Source organism: Paenibacillus sp. FSL H3-0310 (assembly GCF_038002785.1).
GTDB classification, from domain to species: domain Bacteria; phylum Bacillota; class Bacilli; order Paenibacillales; family Paenibacillaceae; genus Paenibacillus_AQ; species Paenibacillus_AQ odorifer.
Genome location: NZ_JBBODC010000001.1, coordinates 1,990,842 through 2,010,387 on the forward strand (window position 1 = coordinate 1,990,842; position 19,546 = coordinate 2,010,387).

The 19,546-nt window shown below is 44.2% G+C and carries 19 protein-coding genes; all 19 read left to right on the plus strand.

Going from position 1 to position 19,546, the window contains the following annotated elements:
• The first annotated feature begins 251 nt into the window (after positions 1–251).
• The 19 genes from sucC (at position 252) to MHH63_RS09050 (ending at position 19,477) form a co-directional block, all read left to right on the plus strand.
• Positions 252–1,412 carry an ADP-forming succinate--CoA ligase subunit beta gene (gene sucC, locus MHH63_RS08960; RefSeq protein ID WP_038571984.1) on the plus strand — a complete coding sequence of 387 codons (1,161 nt, stop codon included), beginning with the start codon at positions 252–254 and terminating at the stop codon, positions 1,410–1,412.
• Positions 1,413–1,474: 62 nt separating this feature from the next.
• Positions 1,475–2,404: a succinate--CoA ligase subunit alpha gene (gene sucD, locus MHH63_RS08965; protein ID WP_036688571.1), complete on the plus strand. Its 930-nt coding sequence runs from the start codon at positions 1,475–1,477 to the stop codon at positions 2,402–2,404.
• Positions 2,405–2,627: 223 nt separating this feature from the next.
• A complete protein-coding gene (gene dprA, locus MHH63_RS08970; protein ID WP_341171424.1) occupies positions 2,628–3,746 on the plus strand; it encodes a DNA-processing protein DprA in 1,119 nt (372 codons plus the stop codon).
• A gap of 36 nt (positions 3,747–3,782) precedes the next feature.
• The gene (topA, locus tag MHH63_RS08975; RefSeq protein ID WP_036688567.1) at positions 3,783–5,882 is read left to right on the plus strand and encodes a type I DNA topoisomerase; all 2,100 of its coding nucleotides are present in this window, start codon (positions 3,783–3,785) and stop codon (positions 5,880–5,882) included.
• An 8-nt stretch (positions 5,883–5,890) separates the two neighbouring features.
• Positions 5,891–7,273: an FADH(2)-oxidizing methylenetetrahydrofolate--tRNA-(uracil(54)-C(5))-methyltransferase TrmFO gene (gene trmFO, locus MHH63_RS08980; RefSeq protein WP_341171425.1), complete on the plus strand. Its 1,383-nt coding sequence runs from the start codon at positions 5,891–5,893 to the stop codon at positions 7,271–7,273.
• A gap of 17 nt (positions 7,274–7,290) precedes the next feature.
• Positions 7,291–7,833 (plus strand): ATP-dependent protease subunit HslV, encoded by a 543-nt coding sequence (gene hslV / locus MHH63_RS08985; RefSeq protein ID WP_036688562.1) that lies wholly within the window; start codon positions 7,291–7,293, stop codon positions 7,831–7,833.
• 33 nt (positions 7,834–7,866) lie between these two features.
• Complete coding sequence (gene hslU, locus MHH63_RS08990) at positions 7,867–9,267, plus strand: ATP-dependent protease ATPase subunit HslU (protein WP_248548840.1); 1,401 nt, start codon at positions 7,867–7,869, stop codon at positions 9,265–9,267.
• Positions 9,268–9,655: 388 nt separating this feature from the next.
• Positions 9,656–10,063: a flagellar basal body rod protein FlgB gene (flgB, locus tag MHH63_RS08995; RefSeq protein WP_036688558.1), complete on the plus strand. Its 408-nt coding sequence runs from the start codon at positions 9,656–9,658 to the stop codon at positions 10,061–10,063.
• A gap of 6 nt (positions 10,064–10,069) precedes the next feature.
• Positions 10,070–10,516 (plus strand): flagellar basal body rod protein FlgC, encoded by a 447-nt coding sequence (gene flgC / locus MHH63_RS09000; RefSeq protein WP_036688555.1) that lies wholly within the window; start codon positions 10,070–10,072, stop codon positions 10,514–10,516.
• A 33-nt stretch (positions 10,517–10,549) separates the two neighbouring features.
• Entirely contained in the window at positions 10,550–10,861 is a 312-nt protein-coding gene (fliE, locus tag MHH63_RS09005; protein WP_076276201.1) for a flagellar hook-basal body complex protein FliE, read from the plus strand.
• Positions 10,862–10,895: 34 nt separating this feature from the next.
• Positions 10,896–12,482 (plus strand): flagellar basal-body MS-ring/collar protein FliF, encoded by a 1,587-nt coding sequence (gene fliF, locus MHH63_RS09010; protein WP_076182681.1) that lies wholly within the window; start codon positions 10,896–10,898, stop codon positions 12,480–12,482.
• A 4-nt stretch (positions 12,483–12,486) separates the two neighbouring features.
• A complete protein-coding gene (fliG, locus tag MHH63_RS09015; protein WP_036688550.1) occupies positions 12,487–13,503 on the plus strand; it encodes a flagellar motor switch protein FliG in 1,017 nt (338 codons plus the stop codon).
• Positions 13,496–14,344 (plus strand): FliH/SctL family protein, encoded by an 849-nt coding sequence (locus MHH63_RS09020; RefSeq protein WP_036688548.1) that lies wholly within the window; start codon positions 13,496–13,498, stop codon positions 14,342–14,344. The genes fliG and MHH63_RS09020 overlap by 8 nt, the downstream gene beginning before the upstream one ends.
• On the plus strand, positions 14,337–15,650 hold the full coding sequence (gene fliI, locus MHH63_RS09025) for a flagellar protein export ATPase FliI (protein WP_036688546.1): 1,314 nt from the start codon (positions 14,337–14,339) through the stop codon (positions 15,648–15,650). The genes MHH63_RS09020 and fliI overlap by 8 nt, the downstream gene beginning before the upstream one ends.
• A gap of 9 nt (positions 15,651–15,659) precedes the next feature.
• Positions 15,660–16,103 carry a flagellar export protein FliJ gene (fliJ, locus tag MHH63_RS09030; RefSeq protein ID WP_036688544.1) on the plus strand — a complete coding sequence of 148 codons (444 nt, stop codon included), beginning with the start codon at positions 15,660–15,662 and terminating at the stop codon, positions 16,101–16,103.
• A gap of 39 nt (positions 16,104–16,142) precedes the next feature.
• Complete coding sequence (locus MHH63_RS09035; protein WP_076309800.1) at positions 16,143–17,060, plus strand: MotE family protein; 918 nt, start codon at positions 16,143–16,145, stop codon at positions 17,058–17,060.
• A 24-nt stretch (positions 17,061–17,084) separates the two neighbouring features.
• Positions 17,085–18,566 (plus strand): flagellar hook-length control protein FliK, encoded by a 1,482-nt coding sequence (locus MHH63_RS09040; protein WP_076127804.1) that lies wholly within the window; start codon positions 17,085–17,087, stop codon positions 18,564–18,566.
• Positions 18,567–18,599: 33 nt separating this feature from the next.
• The gene (locus MHH63_RS09045) at positions 18,600–19,097 is read left to right on the plus strand and encodes a flagellar hook capping FlgD N-terminal domain-containing protein (RefSeq protein WP_076127806.1); all 498 of its coding nucleotides are present in this window, start codon (positions 18,600–18,602) and stop codon (positions 19,095–19,097) included.
• Positions 19,094–19,477, plus strand: coding sequence for a TIGR02530 family flagellar biosynthesis protein (locus MHH63_RS09050; RefSeq protein ID WP_036688541.1), 384 nt, complete (start codon positions 19,094–19,096; stop codon positions 19,475–19,477). The genes MHH63_RS09045 and MHH63_RS09050 overlap by 4 nt, the downstream gene beginning before the upstream one ends.
• The last annotated feature ends 69 nt before the right edge of the window (positions 19,478–19,546 follow it).

The window sequence follows — 19,546 nt, forward strand, 5'->3', positions numbered from 1 at the left end:
ATGTTACACTATTCTGGGTTCCTTTGTATGGCATATAGGTAAATATAAGCTTAGTCTTATAGATTTACACAATGTCTCTTGCAGAAACAATGCCATTCTTTTTACGAGTGGTAGATCAGTTTCTGCTGGTTCCGGAATAGTGCTGCATGTATAGCATCAGCCTATCCCTAACCCCGCGGCAATCAAAACGGAAAGCGAGATGACAACAGGCTGCCTGTTTAGTCACCACGCTACTTTAGGAGGCTACCGCTATGAATATCCACGAGTATCAGGGAAAAGAAGTGCTTAAGAAGTACGGTGTAGCCGTACCGAATGGAAAAGTAGCTTATACAGTGGAGGAAGCGGTAGAAGCCGCAGAGTCACTGAGCACACCGGTTGTTGTAGTTAAAGCTCAGATTCACGCAGGTGGACGCGGTAAAGCTGGAGGAGTAAAGGTTGCTAAGAATATCGATGAGGTGCGTAGTTACGCAACTGAGATTCTGGGTAAGACTCTAGTAACTCACCAGACTGGACCGGAGGGTAAGGTAGTAAAAAGACTGCTCATTGAAGAGGGTTGTCAAATTGTTAAGGAGTATTACATTGGTATCGTAGTTGACAGAGGTACTGGCCGAGTGGTCATGATGGCTTCTGAAGAAGGCGGTACTGAGATTGAAGAAGTAGCTGCAACACATCCGGAGAAAATTTTTAAAGAGATCATTGATCCGGCAGTGGGTTTGCAGACTTTCCAGGCGCGTAAGCTGGCTTACAGTATCTCTATTCCTAATGAGCTGGTAGGCAAAACTGTGAAATTCATGCAAGCGCTATATTTAGCTTTCGTGGATAAAGATTGCTCTATTGCCGAAATTAACCCATTGGTAGTGACTGCGGATGGGAATGTGATGGCACTGGATGCCAAACTGAATTTTGATTCCAACGCCTTGTTCCGTCATAAGGATATTCTAGAGCTGCGGGATTTGGATGAAGAGGATTTAAAGGAAATCGAAGCCTCGAAGTATGACCTTAGTTACATTGCACTTGATGGCAATATTGGGTGCATGGTAAACGGTGCAGGTCTCGCGATGGCGACTATGGATATTATTAAGTATTATGGGGGCGAACCCGCCAACTTCCTGGATGTAGGGGGCGGTGCAACGACCGAGAAAGTAACAGAAGCCTTTAAAATCATTTTATCGGATGAAAAGGTGAACGGAATTTTTGTTAACATTTTCGGTGGTATTATGCGCTGTGATGTTATCGCTAACGGTGTTGTAGAAGCGGCTAGTCAACTGGGTTTGACTAAACCGCTGGTTGTGCGTCTTGAGGGAACAAATGTTGGATTGGGCAAGCAGATTTTGGCTGGATCGGGACTTAATATTGTTGCTGCTGATTCTATGGCGGACGGTGCCCGTAAGATTGTGTCTCTTGTGCAATAATGGCCTGATTTAGGAAGCCAGTTATCGTATTTGACAATATAAGTAGGGATGTGACTTAAGGCATGAGCATTCTTGTAGATAAAAATACGAAAGTTATCACGCAGGGAATTACAGGATCAACGGGTTTGTTCCATACTAAAGGTGCGCTGGATTATGGAACACAGATGGTTGGAGGGGTAACACCGGGTAAAGGTGGAACATCTGTCAACATCACGCTTGAAAATGGCAGTGAGGTTAGCCTTCCGGTATTCGATACTGTTGTAGCTGCTAAGGCGGCTACAGGCGCAACCGCTAGTGTAATCTATGTACCGCCAGCATTTGCAGCAGACTCCATAATGGAAGCCGTGGACGCAGAACTCGACCTGGTGATTTGTATTACCGAAGGGATTCCAGTGCTTGATATGGTAAAAGTGTCCCGTTATATGGAGGGGCGCTCTACTGTATTGATCGGACCCAACTGTCCGGGAGTTATCACTCCTGGTGAGTGCAAAATAGGAATTATGCCGGGTTATATTCATATGCCAGGGTATGTAGGTGTTGTCTCGCGCAGCGGAACTCTAACCTATGAGGCTGTTCATCAGCTGACCACGCGTGGAATCGGGCAATCTTCAGCTGTAGGTATTGGCGGAGACCCTGTTAAAGGCTCAGAGTTTATTGATATTCTGAAGCTTTTTAATGAGGATCCGGGTACAAAGGCAGTCATCATGATTGGTGAAATTGGCGGAACCGCAGAGGAAGAAGCAGCAGAGTGGATTCGTGAGCATATGACTAAGCCGGTAGTAGGGTTTATTGGCGGCGCTACTGCACCTCCTGGCAAACGTATGGGGCATGCGGGTGCTATTATTTCCGGAGGCAAAGGCACAGCGAGTGAGAAAATTGCCGTACTTGAATCGTGCGGAATCAAGGTTGCTCCTACACCTGCCGAAATGGGTTCAACGCTAGTAAGTGTGCTCGAAGAACGCGGTATTCTTAGCGCTTTTACAACGCATTAATTATTTTATTTAATTGAAGGAATTCACTCTACGCGAGTGGGCTTCTTTCGTGTATAATTATTTCAGAGGTAAGCAACCTTTTGTTCCTATCCAAGGGATAAAAGGTTGCTTTTTTGTTTTTTAACATAGAAAAATATTGAATTAAAAGAAAATATTGCATTCCTCTAATTCATGTTACAAAATAGGGAAGGCTAACCCTTCCATTAAAGGAGAGTAAGCTTATATGGAAGAAAAAGATCTGCTGTTTGGTTTTAATGAAGTGGAGGGGATTGGCTGGAAGAGTATCGACAAGATTCGCAGAGCCGGCTTAATGTCAGAACGAGCATTTTCCTGTAGTGCAAAAGATTGGAAAACGATCGGATTGAACGGAAAGCTGTCGAATTATCTTGCTTCCATATATACATTAGAATGGATCGCCAAAAGGCGCTTATTAATGGAAGAATGTGCAGTGAAGATGGTCACTGTGTTTGATGCGGCTTATCCTGTTTTGTTGAAAGAGACGGCACAGCCACCGTGGATCCTTTATTATCGAGGTCGTTTGGAACTGTTATCAACTCCTAGTGTGGCGATGGTTGGCACTCGTGTGCCAACAGCATATGGACGAAAGGTAGGGGAGATTCTCGCGGAGGAGCTTAGTGCAGCAGGTCTAACGGTGGTTAGCGGACTTGCGAGGGGGATCGATAGCATTTGTCATGAAGCGGCGCTAAGAAGCGGTGGAGGGACCATAGCGGTAGTGGCAACAGGGTTGGACAAAGTCTATCCAACTGAGAATATTGAACTGGAGCGGCGTATTTCTCAGGAAGGGCTTGTCATTACAGAGTATCCTCTTGGAACTAAAAGTCATCCTGGATTATTTCCACAGCGTAATCGGATCATAGCAGGTTTATCACGGGGGACAGTGGTCGTGGAGGCTGACAGTCGCAGTGGATCACTTATTACAGCCGATGCTGCCTTGGAAGCTGGGAGGGATGTCTTCGCAGTTCCCGGACCTATTACATCACCTAAGAGCAGAGGGGCGTTAGAGCTTATCAAGCAGGGGGCAAAGCTGGTAACCAGTGGATTAGATATTATAGAAGAATATACTTCTTATTTGCCGACAAACGTAATAAAAACAGGGAATAATAGCACTACCGAACAGACAGCAGACGACTTTATGATTGAAAAGAAATTGACAAATGAGGAGTCTCACCTATACCATATACTGCATCAAGGCCCTTTTATATTGGACGATCTGCTTGTAAGAACAGGATGGGATTTTGGACATTTGCATTCAGTTCTGTTATCTTTAATCATAAAAAAAGCGGTAACACAATTACCAGGAGCTATTTATAAGGTAATTTAATATAGAGGTGCGAGTGTTAACGAGGAGGAAGAGTCTATGGCAGATGCATTAGTTATTGTCGAGTCGCCTGCAAAAGCGAAGACAATTGGCAAATATCTAGGTAGTAAATATATTGTAAAGGCATCAATGGGACACATTAGAGATCTACCGAAGAGTCAAATTGGTGTTGAGGTGGAGAATGATTTCAGTCCCAAATATATTACTATCCGCGGTAAGGGATCTATATTGAAGGAATTGAAAGACGCTAGTAAAAAAGTTAAAAAAGTTTATCTCGCAGCTGACCCCGACCGCGAAGGGGAAGCAATTGCTTGGCATTTGGCGCATGCGCTGGATTTAGATAATACACAAGAATGCAGAGTTGTTTTTAATGAGATCACCAAACAAGCGGTAAAAGATGCTTTTAAGACACCGCGTAAGATTAATATGGATCTCGTGAATGCACAGCAGGCTAGACGTATTTTGGATCGACTGGTAGGGTACAAGATTAGCCCTCTATTATGGAAGAAAGTCAAAAAAGGTTTATCTGCTGGACGTGTACAATCCGTTGCCGTGAAGATCATTATGGATCGTGAGAATGAAATCTCCGCTTTTGTACCCACCGAATATTGGAGCATAACAGCGAAGCTTGGAATCCGGGATTCCGTCTTTGAAGCTAAGTTTCATAAGCTGAATGGTGTGAAAAAAGAACTGAACCAGGAAAGTGATGTTCAGGAAGTTCTTGAAGCCATTAAGAACGCATCTTTTAAGGTGAGTGATGTGAAGGAGAAGGAAAGACAACGTCATCCTTCGGCTCCTTTTACCACCAGCTCCCTACAACAGGAAGCAGCCCGTAAGCTTGGATTCCGTGCCGCTAAGACAATGTCTGTTGCACAGCAGCTATACGAAGGTGTGGAACTCGGTAAAGAAGGTACCGTAGGTTTGATCACTTATATGCGTACTGACTCCACGCGTCTCTCTGTCACCGCTCAGGATGAAGCTAAAGAGCTTATAACAGCTAAGTATGGTGAGAAGTTCTTGCCAGAATCCCCACGGCAGTATTCTAAAAAGGCAGCTGGAGCACAGGAAGCGCATGAAGCGATTCGTCCTACCTCGGCATTACGCGAACCAGAAATGGTCAAAGAGTTCTTGAGCCGTGATCAATTCCGTCTCTACAAGCTAGTGTGGGAGCGATTCGTATCAAGTCAGATGTCTTCTGCCCTGCTGGATACGCTTTCGGTCGATATTGCTGCAGGTACTGCTACATTCAGAGCTGTTGGTTCGAAGGTTTCATTCCCCGGGTTCATGAAGGTTTACGTAGAAGGCAACGATGACGGAACTACAGATGAAGACAAGTATTTGCCGCCGCTTCAAGCGGGAGATGCTTTAAATAAGCAGGAGATCGAGCCTAAACAGCACTTTACACAACCACCTCCACGATATACGGAAGCAAGACTTGTAAAGACGCTTGAGGAGCTGGGTATAGGCCGTCCAAGTACATATGCCCCAACGCTGGAAACCATCCAGAAGCGTGGTTATGTGGCTATTGAAGAGAAAAAATTCATGCCAACCGAACTTGGCGAGCTTGTTATAGAGCAGATGGAGCAATTTTTTCCGGAAATCCTAAACGTTGAATTCACCGCGAACATGGAAGGGGATCTTGACCATGTGGAAGAGGGCTCAGAAGACTGGGTAAAGGTTCTTGCAGAGTTTTACGAATCGTTTGAGAAGCGTTTGGTATTCGCGGAAGAAGAGATGAAAGAAATTGAGATTGAAGATGAAGTCTCTGATGAGATCTGTGAGAAATGCGGTAAACCTCTCGTGTATAAGCTGGGTCGCTTTGGGAAATTCCTAGCATGCTCTGGCTTTCCGGATTGCCGAAACACGAAACCGATTATCAAGGATATTGGCGTAACTTGCCCTAAATGTCATGAAGGTAAGGTTGTGGAGCGACGCAGCAAAAAAGGGCGTGTTTTCTATGGCTGCGATCAGTACCCTGGTTGTGATTTCGTTTCATGGGATAGACCTTCTATAAAACCATGTCCATCATGTGGATCTTGGATGATTGAGAAACGTAATAAGCAAGGAACCAAGCTACAATGTACATCTTGTGATCATACAGAGGCGGTTCTAGACAACGAAGAAGAATTAGCAGATTAATAGTCTCTATGGGAGGAAAAAAGACAGTGTCAGATACAGCAAAAGTAACAGTAATTGGAGCGGGTCTCGCAGGAAGCGAAGCCGCTTGGCAAATAGCATCACTAGGAGTTCCGGTAAGATTATATGAGATGAGACCTGTAGTAAAGACGCCAGCCCATCACACGAATCAATTTGCTGAACTGGTATGCAGTAACTCCTTGCGTGCGAATGGATTAGGAAATGCTGTAGGTGTATTGAAGGAAGAAATGCGACGTTTGAACTCTCTTGTATTAGGTGCTGCTGACCGACACGCGGTACCCGCAGGAGGAGCACTTGCCGTAGATCGGGACGGATTCTCAGGTGAGATCACCCATACTTTGCATAATCATCCGCTCGTGGAAGTCATAAATGAAGAACTTACGCATATACCGGAGGAAGGGATTGTTGTTATTGCAACGGGCCCACTAACTTCACCGGCATTATCTGCTGAAATAAAAGGGCTGCTGGGTGAAGAGTATTTCTACTTCTATGATGCAGCAGCACCGATTGTTGAGAAAGACACCATTGATATGAACAAGGTGTATTTGGCTTCCCGTTATGATAAAGGTGAAGCGGCTTATCTGAACTGTCCGATGACAGAAGAGGAGTTCGACGTGTTTTATGATGCGTTGATTTCTGCTGAGACAGCAGCACTCAAGGATTTTGAGAAAGAAATATACTTTGAGGGCTGTATGCCTATCGAAATCATGATGAAACGCGGCAAGCAAACAGCGTTATTTGGCCCAATGAAGCCAGTAGGACTTATCAATCCGCATACAGGTAAACTTCCTTACGCGGTTGTGCAACTCCGTCAGGATAACGCTGCCGGCACACTTTACAATCTTGTTGGTTTTCAGACCCATTTGAAATGGGGCGAGCAAAAGCGTGTATTCTCGCTGATCCCAGGTCTTGAGAATGCTGAATATGTTCGTTATGGTGTGATGCACAGAAATACATTTATTAATTCTCCTAAACTTCTGCACCCTACCTATCAGATGAAAGGCAAGGAAAGACTCTTTTTTGCTGGACAGATGACAGGTGTAGAAGGTTATGTTGAATCAGCTGCTTCCGGGCTCATAGCTGGTATTAATGCTGCACGGGCAGCACTCGGTCAGGAAGGACTGATCTTCCCGCAGGATACTGTTCTAGGCAGCATGCCAGCTTATATTACTTCTGCCGATCCAGAGCATTTTCAGCCTATGAATGCCAATTTCGGTCTGTTGCCGAAGGTAGAGAAGAAGATCCGCAATAAGAAGGAAAAGAATGAAATGTTAGCTCATCGCGCTCTGGACAGTCTTGCCGAGTTTGCCAACCGTACAGGACTCGCTTATTCGGAGCCGGAGGTTGTCGATAGCGAACAAAGCCCATCTTAAGGAGGTAACTTACAATCATGGTACCCAGCTTTCATGCGACTACAATTTGTGCTGTAAGACATAACGGACAGGCAGCTATAGCAGGTGATGGACAGGTTACATTCGGAGAGAGTGTTATTATGAAGACGACGGCCAGAAAAGTCCGTCGCCTGTACAGAGGACAAGTAATAGCAGGCTTTGCGGGATCCGTTGCGGATGCTATTACCCTGTTCGAAAAATTCGAGGGCAAGCTGGAGGAGCATCATGGGAACCTGCAGCGGGCTGCAGTTGAATTAGCGAAGGACTGGCGTCAAGATCGTATTCTTCGGAAGCTTGAAGCTTTGATGATTGTTATGGATAAGGAAGGAATGCTCCTGATCTCCGGAAATGGTGAAATTATCGAACCGGATGATGACGTTCTTGCGATTGGTTCCGGGGGTAATTTTGCGCTGGCTTCAGGTCGAGCACTCAAACGTCATGCACCCAATCTTTCCGCTGCGGATATTGCTAGAGAATCGCTTCAGGTAGCTTCTGAAATTTGTGTGTACACTAATTCCAACATTATTGTTGAACAATTATAGACTCAGTGCCATAGAGACAAGGAGGAATTCACGATGGTGAATCAATCGCTTACACCCCGTCAAATTGTAGCCGAATTGGATAAATATATCGTAGGTCAGAAGCAAGCCAAGAAATCGGTAGCCGTTGCGCTTCGTAATCGGTATCGGCGCAGTCTGCTAGCAGAGGAACTGCGTGATGAAGTCGTTCCTAAGAACATCTTGATGATCGGACCTACAGGTGTGGGTAAGACAGAGATCGCCCGGCGTCTAGCAAAGCTTGTTAATGCACCGTTCATCAAAGTGGAGGCCACTAAATTCACTGAGGTCGGTTATGTTGGTCGAGATGTGGAATCTATGGTTCGTGATCTGGTAGAGACTTCTATTCGTATGGTCAAGCTTGAGCGTACGGAGAAGGTTAAGGATCGTGCGGAAGAACTGGCTAATGAGCGGATCGTTTCTATATTGGTCCCTTCCTCTTCCAAAAATAAATCACAAAAGAATCCTTTTGAGATGATTTTTGGAGGGAATTCTGCCCAAGAGGACTCTAAAGAAGACACTGAGCAGGATGGAAGCCTAAGTGAACGCCGCCGTGGGGTTAGATTTAAGCTATTAGCTGGTCAGCTGGAAGATGACATCATTGAAATTGATGTTGAGGATACAGCGCCAACTATGCTGGATATGTTTGCAGGTCAAGGAAACGACCAGATGGGTATGAATATGCAAGAGATGTTCGGCAGTTTGCTGCCTAAGCGGACGAAGAAACGTAAGCTTCCTATTCGGGAAGCGCGCAAGGTACTCATTCAGGATGAGGCGGCCAAGCTGATAGATATGGATGATGTGATCCAGGAATCCGTGACTCGGGCTGAACAATCAGGCATTATTTTTATTGATGAAATCGATAAAGTAGCGAGTCAGGGAAAAGGGTCTGGACCGGATGTGTCGCGTGAAGGCGTGCAACGGGATATTTTGCCGATTGTAGAGGGCTCGACCATTATGACGAAATACGGTCCTGTGAAGACAGACTATGTACTCTTTATGGCTGCCGGAGCTTTCCATATTGCTAAGCCTTCAGATTTGATTCCTGAACTTCAAGGTCGTTTTCCGATTCGCGTAGAGCTGAGTAGTCTAACGTTAGAGGATTTCGTTTCTATTTTGACGGAACCAGAGAATGCTTTAACTAAACAATATGTGAATCTGCTTAAAACAGAAAATTTAGAAGTGGAATTCCAGAAGGATGCTATACATGAGATCGCCAAAATAGCGGCTTCAGTGAATCAAAATATGGAGAATATAGGTGCACGGCGTCTTCATACTATTTTGGAGAAGCTGTTAGAGGATCTTTCTTTTGAAGCGCCTGAGCTGACTTTAGAAAAAATGGTTATTACCCCGGAGTATGTGCGCGAGAAATTGGCAAGTATAGCTCAGGATCGTGATTTAAGTCAGTATATTCTTTAAAGCGACAAAAAAACAAAAAATCTATGTATTTTGAATTTGGGCATAACGGATTAGATAAATTACAAATTGGTGTCGTGAAAACGTAAAATTATGTCAAAACATGCAATTAAAAAGAAAAAAATGAGTTGAAAATGTAAATAAATAGTAATAAAGTGCTAAAAGCCCTGTCTTTTCTAAAAAGATAGGGCTTATTTCTTATTGTAATAATATACAAATTAAATGAAAATCAATGTATGTGAAAATGCTAAGTGTTATTCATTGCGACAGCGTTCGACGGAATACCGTAAATTTAGAGTATTTTTTTCTTTATTTGTCGAAAGCAAGCAGGTTTTTTGATGGAAGTTGTGGAATTCTTTTCATTATGATAGCTTTGAAAGGAGGAATTGTCTTGGGATTGCTGAATAGTGTCAGTTTTCAACGATTGCAGGGAGGCATTGATGCTGCCTATAAACGACAAAATGCTCTAGCAAATAATGTGGCTAATCAAGATACGCCCAATTTCAAACGTTCTGATGTTTCATTCGAAAGTATCCTGCAACAACAGGAAAGTGGAATCCAATCTACACTTAGAGCGAAAGTTTCGGATACCCGGCATTATCAATTTGGCAGCAACACAATTGTTCCCGCTGCTGTTGAAAATACTGATGAAACTACCTCTATGAACAATAACGACAACAATGTGGATGTAGATCGCGAAATGGCGTTAAGCGCAGAGAATCAGCTTAGGTATAGTTCTTATGTTGAACAGATTAACAGTCAGATTTCGATGATGCGAGCCGTAATTCAAGGAGGATAAGAGAGTATGAACTTTGGAAGTAGTTTTGGGATCAGCGCATCTGCATTAACGGCTCAACGGTTGCGGATGGATGTAATTTCTTCCAACGTAGCCAATGCTGAAACTACAAGAGCATCCGTGGTGGATGGCAAGGCTGTTCCTTACCGACGTAAGTTGGTTGTTTTGGAAACGAACGAAAGTAATAAATTCTCGAATATACTAAATTCGAAAATGAATAATAGCAATGAAGGGGTTAAGGTGCAGTCGATCATAGAAGACACTTCACCATTGAAGCCGGTATACAATCCGAGCCATCCCGATGCGGATGCTGAAGGATATGTCTATATGCCAAACGTAGACATTACCAAAGAAATGGTTGATATGTTATCTGCATCTCGCTCTTATGATGCCAATGTTACGATGCTTAATGCATCCAAAGCTATGGTAAGCAAGGCACTCGAAATTGGTAGATAAATGAATGTTAATTAACTTAAGGGGGGGAAACAGTTGATACAGAATATATCTAATGGGGTTCAGGCTGTACAGCAGCTTGCAATGAAACCGACAACTTCCGAAGTTTCATCCACTCCTGCTAATTCGATGGAGAGCTTTGGCTCTTATCTTGAGGATGCGCTCAATAAAGTGGCTGATCAGGAACAACAAGCTAAGGATATGAGTAATAAATTTGTATTGGGAGAAGTGAACATTGACGAAGTGATGATTTCTTCCCAACAGGCTCTACTGAGTTTACAGTTGACTACACAAGTCCGGAACAAAGTGATTGAAGCCTATCAAGAAATTATGAGAACTCAAATATAATAAATCCTAGCTTAGTTTCGGATGGGGTGACACTGTGAATGAAAGATTTGCCCAATATCGGGAGAAGGTTCTCTTGTATTGGAACAGATTTAGTGGTAAACAGAAGATTTTATTCTTTTCAACATTGTTTATCATTCTAATAATAATCGTAGTTATGACCATGCAGCTTTCAAAAACAGAATATGAAGTAGCATTTCAAGATTTGGACAGTACGGATTCGGCTGGAGTAATGAAAGCCTTAGATTCAGCAGGTGTTTCATACCGATTAAGTCAAGATGGAAAGAGTATTTCTGTACCAAGTACAGAAGCAGCTCGGGTCAAGGTGGATATTGGTTCTCAGGGGATTGTTCAAGGTGGCTCTATCGGATATAAAGTCTTTGACGAAAATTCGTCAATGATAGGTACAACAGATAGCGAGTTTAACGTGAAGTACAATAATGCATTAAACGGTGAAGTTGAACAGTTAATGAGACGTATGCAAGGGATTAAAGATGCAAAAGTGCTGATTAATTTGCCTAAAGAGACAGTTTTTGCCTCACAGGCTGATCAGGAGCAGGCGTCTGCATCCGTTGTGCTTTCATTTGATCCAGGATTTAGACCTACCCAAGACAATATTGACGGGTATTTCAATCTTGTGAAAACTGCTGTGCCTAATTTACCAATTGACAACATTACCATTGCGAATAATGAAATTGAATTAATGCCAACAGCTAAAGGTGGACAGGCTGGTGTCACAAACCAAGTTGAAGAAAACTTCGCTCTTCAGAAGAAATTCGAAGAAGAAGTAAAGAAAAATGTGAAACAATTCCTTAGCACTCTTACCGGTCCTGATAAAGTGGATGTTCTTGTGTTCTCGAAGTTGAACTTTGACAAGGAAAACCGGAAGGAAGATCTTGTTACCCCTGTGGATACAGAGAACATGAGGGGGATTGAGATCAGTTCACAAATAATTAGTAATTCGTATTCGGGTCAAGGTAACACGACTGGCGGAGTGGCTGGCACTGGTTCTCAAGATGTTACGGGCTATCCTTCTAATGCGGGTGCGGATACTTCTACCTCGGAGGAATCTTCGGAAACGAGGAACTTCGAAGTTAACCGAATTACTAAAGATGTTATTGCTAGTCCGTATACTGTTAAAGACTTAACCATAAATGTTGCAGTTGAACCACCTTCAGGAGAAAAAAGTTTAGATGATGCAACATCAGCTGCAATTCAAAATATTTTGGTGAATATTGTTCGCGCTTCTCTTGCAGATTCAGGTACTACATATACAGACGCTGATTTGACCAAAAAGGTTTCGGTCTACTCGCAACAATTTGGTGGCACCGATGCCAACACCGTTAAAGGTGGTCTCGCTTCTTGGATGATATGGGCTATCGGAGCAGCAGCATTGCTGGTTGGAGCAGGTGGAGGATATCTAATCTACCGGAGTCGTAAACAGACTGTGGAAGAGGAAGATGAAGACATTCCATTGCAGGTTCCTACTGAATTTCCTTCTATTAACTTGGAGAGCGTGACGAATGAAAGTCAAGTTCGTAAGCAATTGGAAAGTTTGGCCAAGAAGAAGCCAGACGAATTCGTAAATCTGCTGCGTACATGGCTTGCAGACGAACAGAGGTGAACTAATGGCAAAGGCTAGCCAGCAGGGACTTAGTGGCCGTCAAAAAGCTGCGATCCTGCTTATCACACTAGGGCCCGAGGTATCGGCGCAAATTTTCAAACATTTAAGAGACGAGGAGATTGAACAGCTGACTCTTGAAATTGCTAATGTTCGCAAAGTGGACAGCGGTGAAAAAGAGTCGATCATGTCTGAATTCCATCAGATATGCCTCGCCCAGGAATATATATCACAAGGCGGTATTAACTACGCTAAAGAAATTCTGGAGAAAGCGCTTGGGTCAACAAAAGCAATGGAGGTCATTAATCGTCTGACTGCAACATTGCAAGTAAGACCTTTCGATTTTGCACGAAAAGCGGATCCTAATCAGATTCTCAACTTTATCCAGAATGAAAATGTACAGACTATTGCACTTGTATTGTCTTATCTGCAATTTGAACAAGCTGCTGCAATCCTTTCCTCGCTTCCTCAAGAGAAGCAGGCAGAGGTGGCTAGAAGAATTGCTGTGATGGACAGTACCTCTCCAGAGGTAATTACGCAAATTGAACGTGTGCTGGAGCAGAAGCTTTCCGCTACAGTAACCCAGGATTATACAAATGCCGGTGGTATCGAATCAATTGTGCAAATCTTGAATGGGGTTGACCGGGGGACAGAACGTACGATTCTGGATTCTCTCGAAATTCAAGATCCAGAGCTTGCCGAAGAGATCAAAAAACGGATGTTCGTATTCGAAGATATTGTTAATGTGGACAATCGTTCAATACAGCGCATTGTTCGTGATATCGATAATGCGGATTTACAGCTTGCACTCAAGGTTGCCAGCGAAGAAGTACGGGATGTTATTTTCAGAAATATGTCCAAGCGTATGGCAGAAACGTTCCGAGAAGAAATGGAATACATGGGTCCTGTGCGGCTGCGTGATGTTGAAGAAGCACAGACTCGTATTGTAGGCACGATCCGCAGACTCGAAGAGTCTGGTGAAATTATCATCGCTCGTGGCGGAGGAGATGACATCATTGTCTAAGCTGATCAAACACTCCCAGTATGTTCCGGTTGATGTCTTTAAGAGACTGGAACAGGCCCGGCAATATGCGGGCCTAACTGAGGAGCCCGTTCCCGAGGAGACTTTAAGCGAGACTGACTATCATGATCCCGCACGTGAAGAGGCAGAAGAGACGCGTAAGCAAATGCTTAAGGACGCTCAGGATTTTGCTGAAGAGCAGGTTCGGAATGCATCTCTTGAAGCGGAACAGATTGTAGAGTCCTCGAAAGCGGAGGCTGAAGAGTGGTGGAAACAACGGCGTGAGCAGGATGAACATCTGATCGAAGCTATCAAAGCTGAAGCTCATCAGCAAGGTTATGAGGAAGGTGTTTCTCAGGCTGAGGAAGAGATGAAGCATAAGATCGCAGAGATGATGGAAGAAGCGCGTGCTGTTTTGACTGAGGCGTATAAAGCAAGAGAAGTGATTATTCAGGAAGCAGAGCCTTTTTTAGTAGAGTTAAGCTGTGATATTGCAGAGAAAATTGTGGACAAGCAGTTAACGGTAGAACCACAATTCGCAATGGACTTAATTCGCAAAAATCTGGCTCGTAAGCGAGAACAGGGTTTGATCTCACTTTGTGTATCCCCAGCGCAGTTCGCTTTTGTGAATGCTGCTCGGGAAGAATTATCACTAGCTGTTGATTCACAGGCTGAACTGCAAATCTTGCCCGACTCAACGGTAAAAGACCAAGGATGTGTTATCCGCTCTTCCTTTGGCAGCATTGATGCTCGAATCGACACTCAGCTCGCAGAGATCAAGAAAGAGCTGGTAAGAATTGCGCTGGACACCGATGAGCAGAGAAATGGGGAAGACGATGCTTAATAGCAACCGTTATAAGGAGCAACTTCGTAATCTCGATCCGGTGAGGATCAATGGGAAAGTGACGCAGGTAATCGGTCTAATGGTTGAATCGGAAGGTCCTGACGCAAGTATAGGTGATGTATGCTACATCTACCCTTCTAAAGGAAACAAACCGCTGCAAGCTGAGGTCGTTGGTTTCCGTGATAACAAGGTACTATTGATGCCACTTGGTGAACTGCAGGCGATTGGACCTGGTTGTGATGTAGTGGGCACTGGTAAGCCGCTTAGCGTGCAAGTAGGTTCTGAATTGTTAGGAAAAGTACTGGATGGTCTGGGGCAGCCGCTTGATGGCTCTCTCATTCCAGCACGAATGCCACATAGCTCTACCTTTAATATTCCTTCCAATCCACTTAATAGACCGCGGGTGCAGGAACCCATCAGTATTGGTGTGAGAGCGATTGACGGTTTGCTAACGATTGGCAAGGGACAGCGGGTCGGTATTTTTGCTGGCTCGGGGGTCGGCAAGAGTACTTTGATGGGGATGATTGCCCGGAATACATCGGCTGACGTAAATGTTATTGCTCTGATTGGTGAGCGTGGCAGAGAAGTATTGGATTTCATTGAACGGGATTTGGGACCAGAGGGCTTGCAGCGATCCGTAGTAATTGTTGCTACCTCAGACCAACCTGCATTGATTCGCATAAAAGGTGCGCTTATCGCTACAACGATTGCCGAGTATTTCCGCGATCGTGGCCTTAATGTAATGCTGATGATGGATTCGGTCACCCGTTATGCCATGGCCCAACGTGAAGTTGGACTTGCAGTTGGAGAGCCGCCAGCCATGCGGGGATATACACCTTCGGTGTTTGCCAGCTTACCCAAACTGCTGGAACGTGCCGGTACAGGTCCTACAGGCTCTATAACAGCCTTTTACACGGTACTGGTTGATGGTGATGACATGAACGAGCCAATCGCAGATGCAGTCCGAGGGATACTTGACGGACATATCGTACTCAATCGAAATATTGCTAACAAAGGACATTTTCCAGCAATAGATGTTCTTTCCAGCATAAGTCGAGTAATGAAGGATATTGCTCCAGAAGAACAGATTGCAGCAGCGGAGAATGTGAAGCGCCTTATGGCCGTTTACAAGGATTCAGAGGATTTGATTAATATTGGAGCTTATCAGAGAGGCTCTAATGCTCAAATCGACGAGTCGATGGAATTTATCGACAGTATATGGGATTTCACCAAACAAAAGGTGAATGAAAAAGTTACGCTGGCTGAAGTTCAACAGTCTTTAATTTCACAGTTCTCAAGGAGTTGATTCGGTATTATGAGGTTTCATTATACTTTTCAAAAAGTCGTTGACTTGAAGGGCAATGAGAAGACACAGGCAGAATGGATGCTCTCAAGCGCGCTTGGAGAATTGCAGGCACAGGAAAGAAGCCTGGATGAACTCATCTTTCAGCGGAGTGCTATCATGCTATCCTTACAAAATGCCGCAGAGCAAAAGACACCTATGATTAAGATTCGTGAAATGCAGGAGTATGTGGAATATCTGGATAAATGCATTGCCCGTAAGCATACGGACATTAGCCGTGCACATCAAGAAGTCCAGAAGAAACAAGATCAGTTAAGCACTAAGGTTTTAGATGAAAAAGTATGGTTGAAGGCAAAAGACAAGGCTGAGACACTGTTTCAGCAAAGTATGATTTTACGGGAACAAAACGAACTGGATGAGATGGCAACCGTCCGCTTCGCGATGAAATCCCTCTAACCCGGGAGGTTTCCGCTAGTGGCTAATATTGATAATGATATGGAACTTGAAAATGAAGGGTCAGCGGGGAAATTTGAGCGGTTCTTATTCTTAATGATACCGATTATCTTCACGCTAGTACTGCTTGGAGTACTGTTGACGCTTTTTAATATGGACATTCGTAATAATGTGCTTGAAGTTGCGAATAAAATTCCTATCCTGGAAAAATGGGTTCCTGATCCGCCTGCAGATCCTTCTAAACCGAAGGAAGAAAGCAAAAAGCAGGAAGTGAGCTCAGCGACAACGATTAAGGAGCTTAAAGCTCAGCTCGCCCAGCAGGAAGAAAACCTGAAGAAGGTTACAGATGAAAAAACAGCCCAGGATACCAAGGTTCAGGCGCTAGAGTCACAGATTGAAGGTATGAAGAAGGAAGCTGAAACCGCAGAGGCAAGCACAGAAGAAACTGAAGATCCTTATCAGAAACAGGTTTCTGATTTGGCTAAGCTGTATGCGGGCATGAAAGCTTCGAAGGCTGCACCGATCATGGAGAATTTAACTACAGAAGAAATGGTACAGATCTTCAGTGTCATGAATAAAGCGAGTAAAACTGCGATTTTGGAAAAAATGGATCCGCAAAAGGCTGCAGATGTAACGATTAAGTTAAAAGAAACCACATCTTCGAGTGACATGGCGATCGCAGCCCTTCAATCTAGATTGAAGAAAGATGCCGGCACAACAGCATCAACAACAACCAGTAAGAATTTGGATAAGGAAAAGTTGAATCAGACCTTCAGCTCAATGACTCCTGCTAATGCGGCATCGTTACTAGGAGAAATGTACAAGATTAGCCCTGATAAGGTCGTGACGATTATGAATACCGTAAGTGATAGTGTTCGTTCATCTATTTTGGGAGAAATGACTAAAAATGATAGCGCGCAAACTGCGAAAATTGTTAATCGTCTGATGGGTGCTAAATAGATAGGGAAAGGAGGTGAAAAATAAATGAGTTTAGTCGTTCAATCGCTTGTGAGTGCAAACGCAACTTCAGTAAATGGGAGTTCATCGACTACAACGGGCACAACAACGACGGGTGCACCATTTGCTCAAACCCTGGTACAAACCATGGGAGGCAATGCCAACACCCCGTCGACACCAGCTGAACCCCTATTGGGAAATCTAGCTTCTTTGCTGCAAGGCCTGTTAAAGGAAGTGCAGCCGACTGGAGAAGAGCAAGCAGGGCAAGACACTCAGAAGGGTGAACTCCTTGAAAAACTTGCTGCTGATGTTGAGAAGCTGGATGAAAGTATCAGTAGTGATCCAGCTCTGTTGGTAGCCTTGCAAGCTTGGATTCTTCAGGTATCTGCACTTCTATCTGGAAGCCATGCTGCAGAGAATGGTACTACTACAACGGAAGCAGAAGTGGCTGGAAGCTTGTCACCATTGGCACAGAATGCTGATACATTAAGATTTGCAGTTCAAGATGACTTGCAAAGTTTAGTTTCTATGATTCAAGAAGCTGCAGTAAGTGGCAATGAGGAAGTTGCAACTAAGGGAATCAGTTTATTGAATAATTTCACAGCGCTTTTAGAAGAGTCCTCCTCTAACACTAATAAGGGGAAGGGAAAGACCAGCAATGTGAGTATTAATTCTGATTCTTCCTTACAACAGCCCGTTATTACTGAAAGCAAAAATAACCAAACGGATAAAACAATTCAGAATGTGAGCAGTCGTTCCGGAGAAGCTGTTGTAGTGAAAAATGATACGGTTGTAAGCTCGCCTGTGACATCAGGAACTGTGCAAGAAGCTGAAGCAGAGACTGCGAACACACCGTTAATCAAGACAGGCGTAACCGGGGAAACGAAGACAACAGAATCTGCTCAAGATTCCCCGCTAGGAATTACAGCTAACGAAGGGGATCATGAGGTTGTTACTGCGGGGCAGTTATCTCTGCGCGGAGGAATTACAGCACCGCTGAAGGCTGAAGTGCCAGCAGCGCCTGTTCCGGTTCAGCAATTTGCTCAAGAAATGACAGGTTTCATTACAGGCAAATTAGAGATTGTGCAAAAAGGTGGGATCGCTGAAGCGACTATATCCCTTTTTCCAGAAAATCTCGGACAAGTTGATGTTAAGATCACCATGCAAAATGGTCATTTAGTTGCCCAGTTCATGACTGAACATACCGGCGCTAAAGATATGCTGGAACAACAAATGAACCAGCTTCGCGCTGCATTGCAATCTCAAGGTCTTCAAGTGGAGAAGCTGGAAGTTACGCAAAATAATACCCCACTCAATTCGCAATGGGGGCAGGAAGGACGCCAACCTAATTCCGGAAGTGGACAGCAGGGTAGACGTTCCAAAGAAAGCAGAGAGGAAGCCAGTGATGCTGTTCTAGCCGCAGAGCTGAATGGTGAATGGAAGGACTGGGTTTCAAATGCGGGACAAGAAGATCAGTCCCAAGGTGGATCTTTTTCTGCTAAGGCTTAACTTTAATAACAAAGGAAAGAGAGGTGAGTGGTTATGGCGACAACAGTTCCGGTCTCTACTAAAGATCAGTGGAATTATACAACTCCCGACTCTAGTGCACGCACAACGGGTAATTCTACTTTAGGTAAGGATCAGTTTTTGAAGATTTTAATTACTCAGCTGCAAAATCAAGATCCGATGCAACCGATGGAAGATAAAGAATTTATTGCGCAAATGGCTCAGTTTACATCCGTGGAGCAATTGATGAATATCTCTACTCAGCTTAATGCTATGAATCAGTCCCTTGGATCTGTATCCGGGTTGATTGGTAAAGATATTACTTGGACAGACTCCGCCACAAAGCTGCCTAAGACAGGTAATGTTGAATCTATCGTTGTTAGCAATGGTATTCAATATGCGGTTGTGGGAAAAGACAGAATTGCTTTAACCGATATTACACAAATTCAGAATGCCGCAGCAACACCAGAAAGCGGTTCTGGTACAGATAGTAATACTCCGGAGAATAGCGGAGGAAGCGGGGCGAGCATATGAGTGACAGGCTTACTATAGGCCAACTGTATCCTGCGTCCCTGCATTCTACAACGTTACAACGATCTTCGCTGCCTAAGCAGTCTGTGGCGGGGGAAGCTTCTTTTGAGAGTTTACTGCAACAGAAACTATTAAAATTCAGCAATCATGCTGCTAAGCGCCTAGAACAAAGAGGGATAGAGCTTGGAAGCGGTCAGCTGGATCAAATTTCATCTGCTGTGGACAAAGCTGCTGCTAAGGGAAGTAAAGAATCCTTGATATTAATGAAGGATTTGGCGTTTATCGTTAGCGTTCCTAATCGCACAGTAGTTACTGCTATGGATGGTAACTCGATCAAAGATAATGTATTTACACAAATCGATAGTGCAATAGTGATTTCATAATAGGCTGGTCCTAACGGAAAGCCGAGGCGGCCGCTGACCGACTGACGCGGTCCCAATTCACTTGGAAAG

What these genes read in the sequence shown, in the direction of transcription:
- MHH63_RS09035 (WP_076309800.1), top strand. Translation starts at nt 16,143, where the DNA reads ATGGAACTTGAAAATGAAGGGTCAGCGGGGAAATTTGAGCGGTTCTTA.
- flgC (WP_036688555.1), top strand. Translation starts at nt 10,070, where the DNA reads ATGAACTTTGGAAGTAGTTTTGGGATCAGCGCATCTGCATTAACGGCT.
- MHH63_RS09050 (WP_036688541.1), top strand. Translation starts at nt 19,094, where the DNA reads ATGAGTGACAGGCTTACTATAGGCCAACTGTATCCTGCGTCCCTGCAT.
- sucC (WP_038571984.1), top strand. Translation starts at nt 252, where the DNA reads ATGAATATCCACGAGTATCAGGGAAAAGAAGTGCTTAAGAAGTACGGT.
- fliJ (WP_036688544.1), top strand. Translation starts at nt 15,660, where the DNA reads ATGAGGTTTCATTATACTTTTCAAAAAGTCGTTGACTTGAAGGGCAAT.
- sucD (WP_036688571.1), top strand. Translation starts at nt 1,475, where the DNA reads ATGAGCATTCTTGTAGATAAAAATACGAAAGTTATCACGCAGGGAATT.
- trmFO (WP_341171425.1), top strand. Translation starts at nt 5,891, where the DNA reads ATGGGAGGAAAAAAGACAGTGTCAGATACAGCAAAAGTAACAGTAATT.
- fliI (WP_036688546.1), top strand. Translation starts at nt 14,337, where the DNA reads ATGCTTAATAGCAACCGTTATAAGGAGCAACTTCGTAATCTCGATCCG.
- fliG (WP_036688550.1), top strand. Translation starts at nt 12,487, where the DNA reads ATGGCAAAGGCTAGCCAGCAGGGACTTAGTGGCCGTCAAAAAGCTGCG.
- dprA (WP_341171424.1), top strand. Translation starts at nt 2,628, where the DNA reads ATGGAAGAAAAAGATCTGCTGTTTGGTTTTAATGAAGTGGAGGGGATT.
- MHH63_RS09040 (WP_076127804.1), top strand. Translation starts at nt 17,085, where the DNA reads ATGAGTTTAGTCGTTCAATCGCTTGTGAGTGCAAACGCAACTTCAGTA.
- hslU (WP_248548840.1), top strand. Translation starts at nt 7,867, where the DNA reads ATGGTGAATCAATCGCTTACACCCCGTCAAATTGTAGCCGAATTGGAT.
- hslV (WP_036688562.1), top strand. Translation starts at nt 7,291, where the DNA reads ATGGTACCCAGCTTTCATGCGACTACAATTTGTGCTGTAAGACATAAC.
- topA (WP_036688567.1), top strand. Translation starts at nt 3,783, where the DNA reads ATGGCAGATGCATTAGTTATTGTCGAGTCGCCTGCAAAAGCGAAGACA.
- MHH63_RS09045 (WP_076127806.1), top strand. Translation starts at nt 18,600, where the DNA reads ATGGCGACAACAGTTCCGGTCTCTACTAAAGATCAGTGGAATTATACA.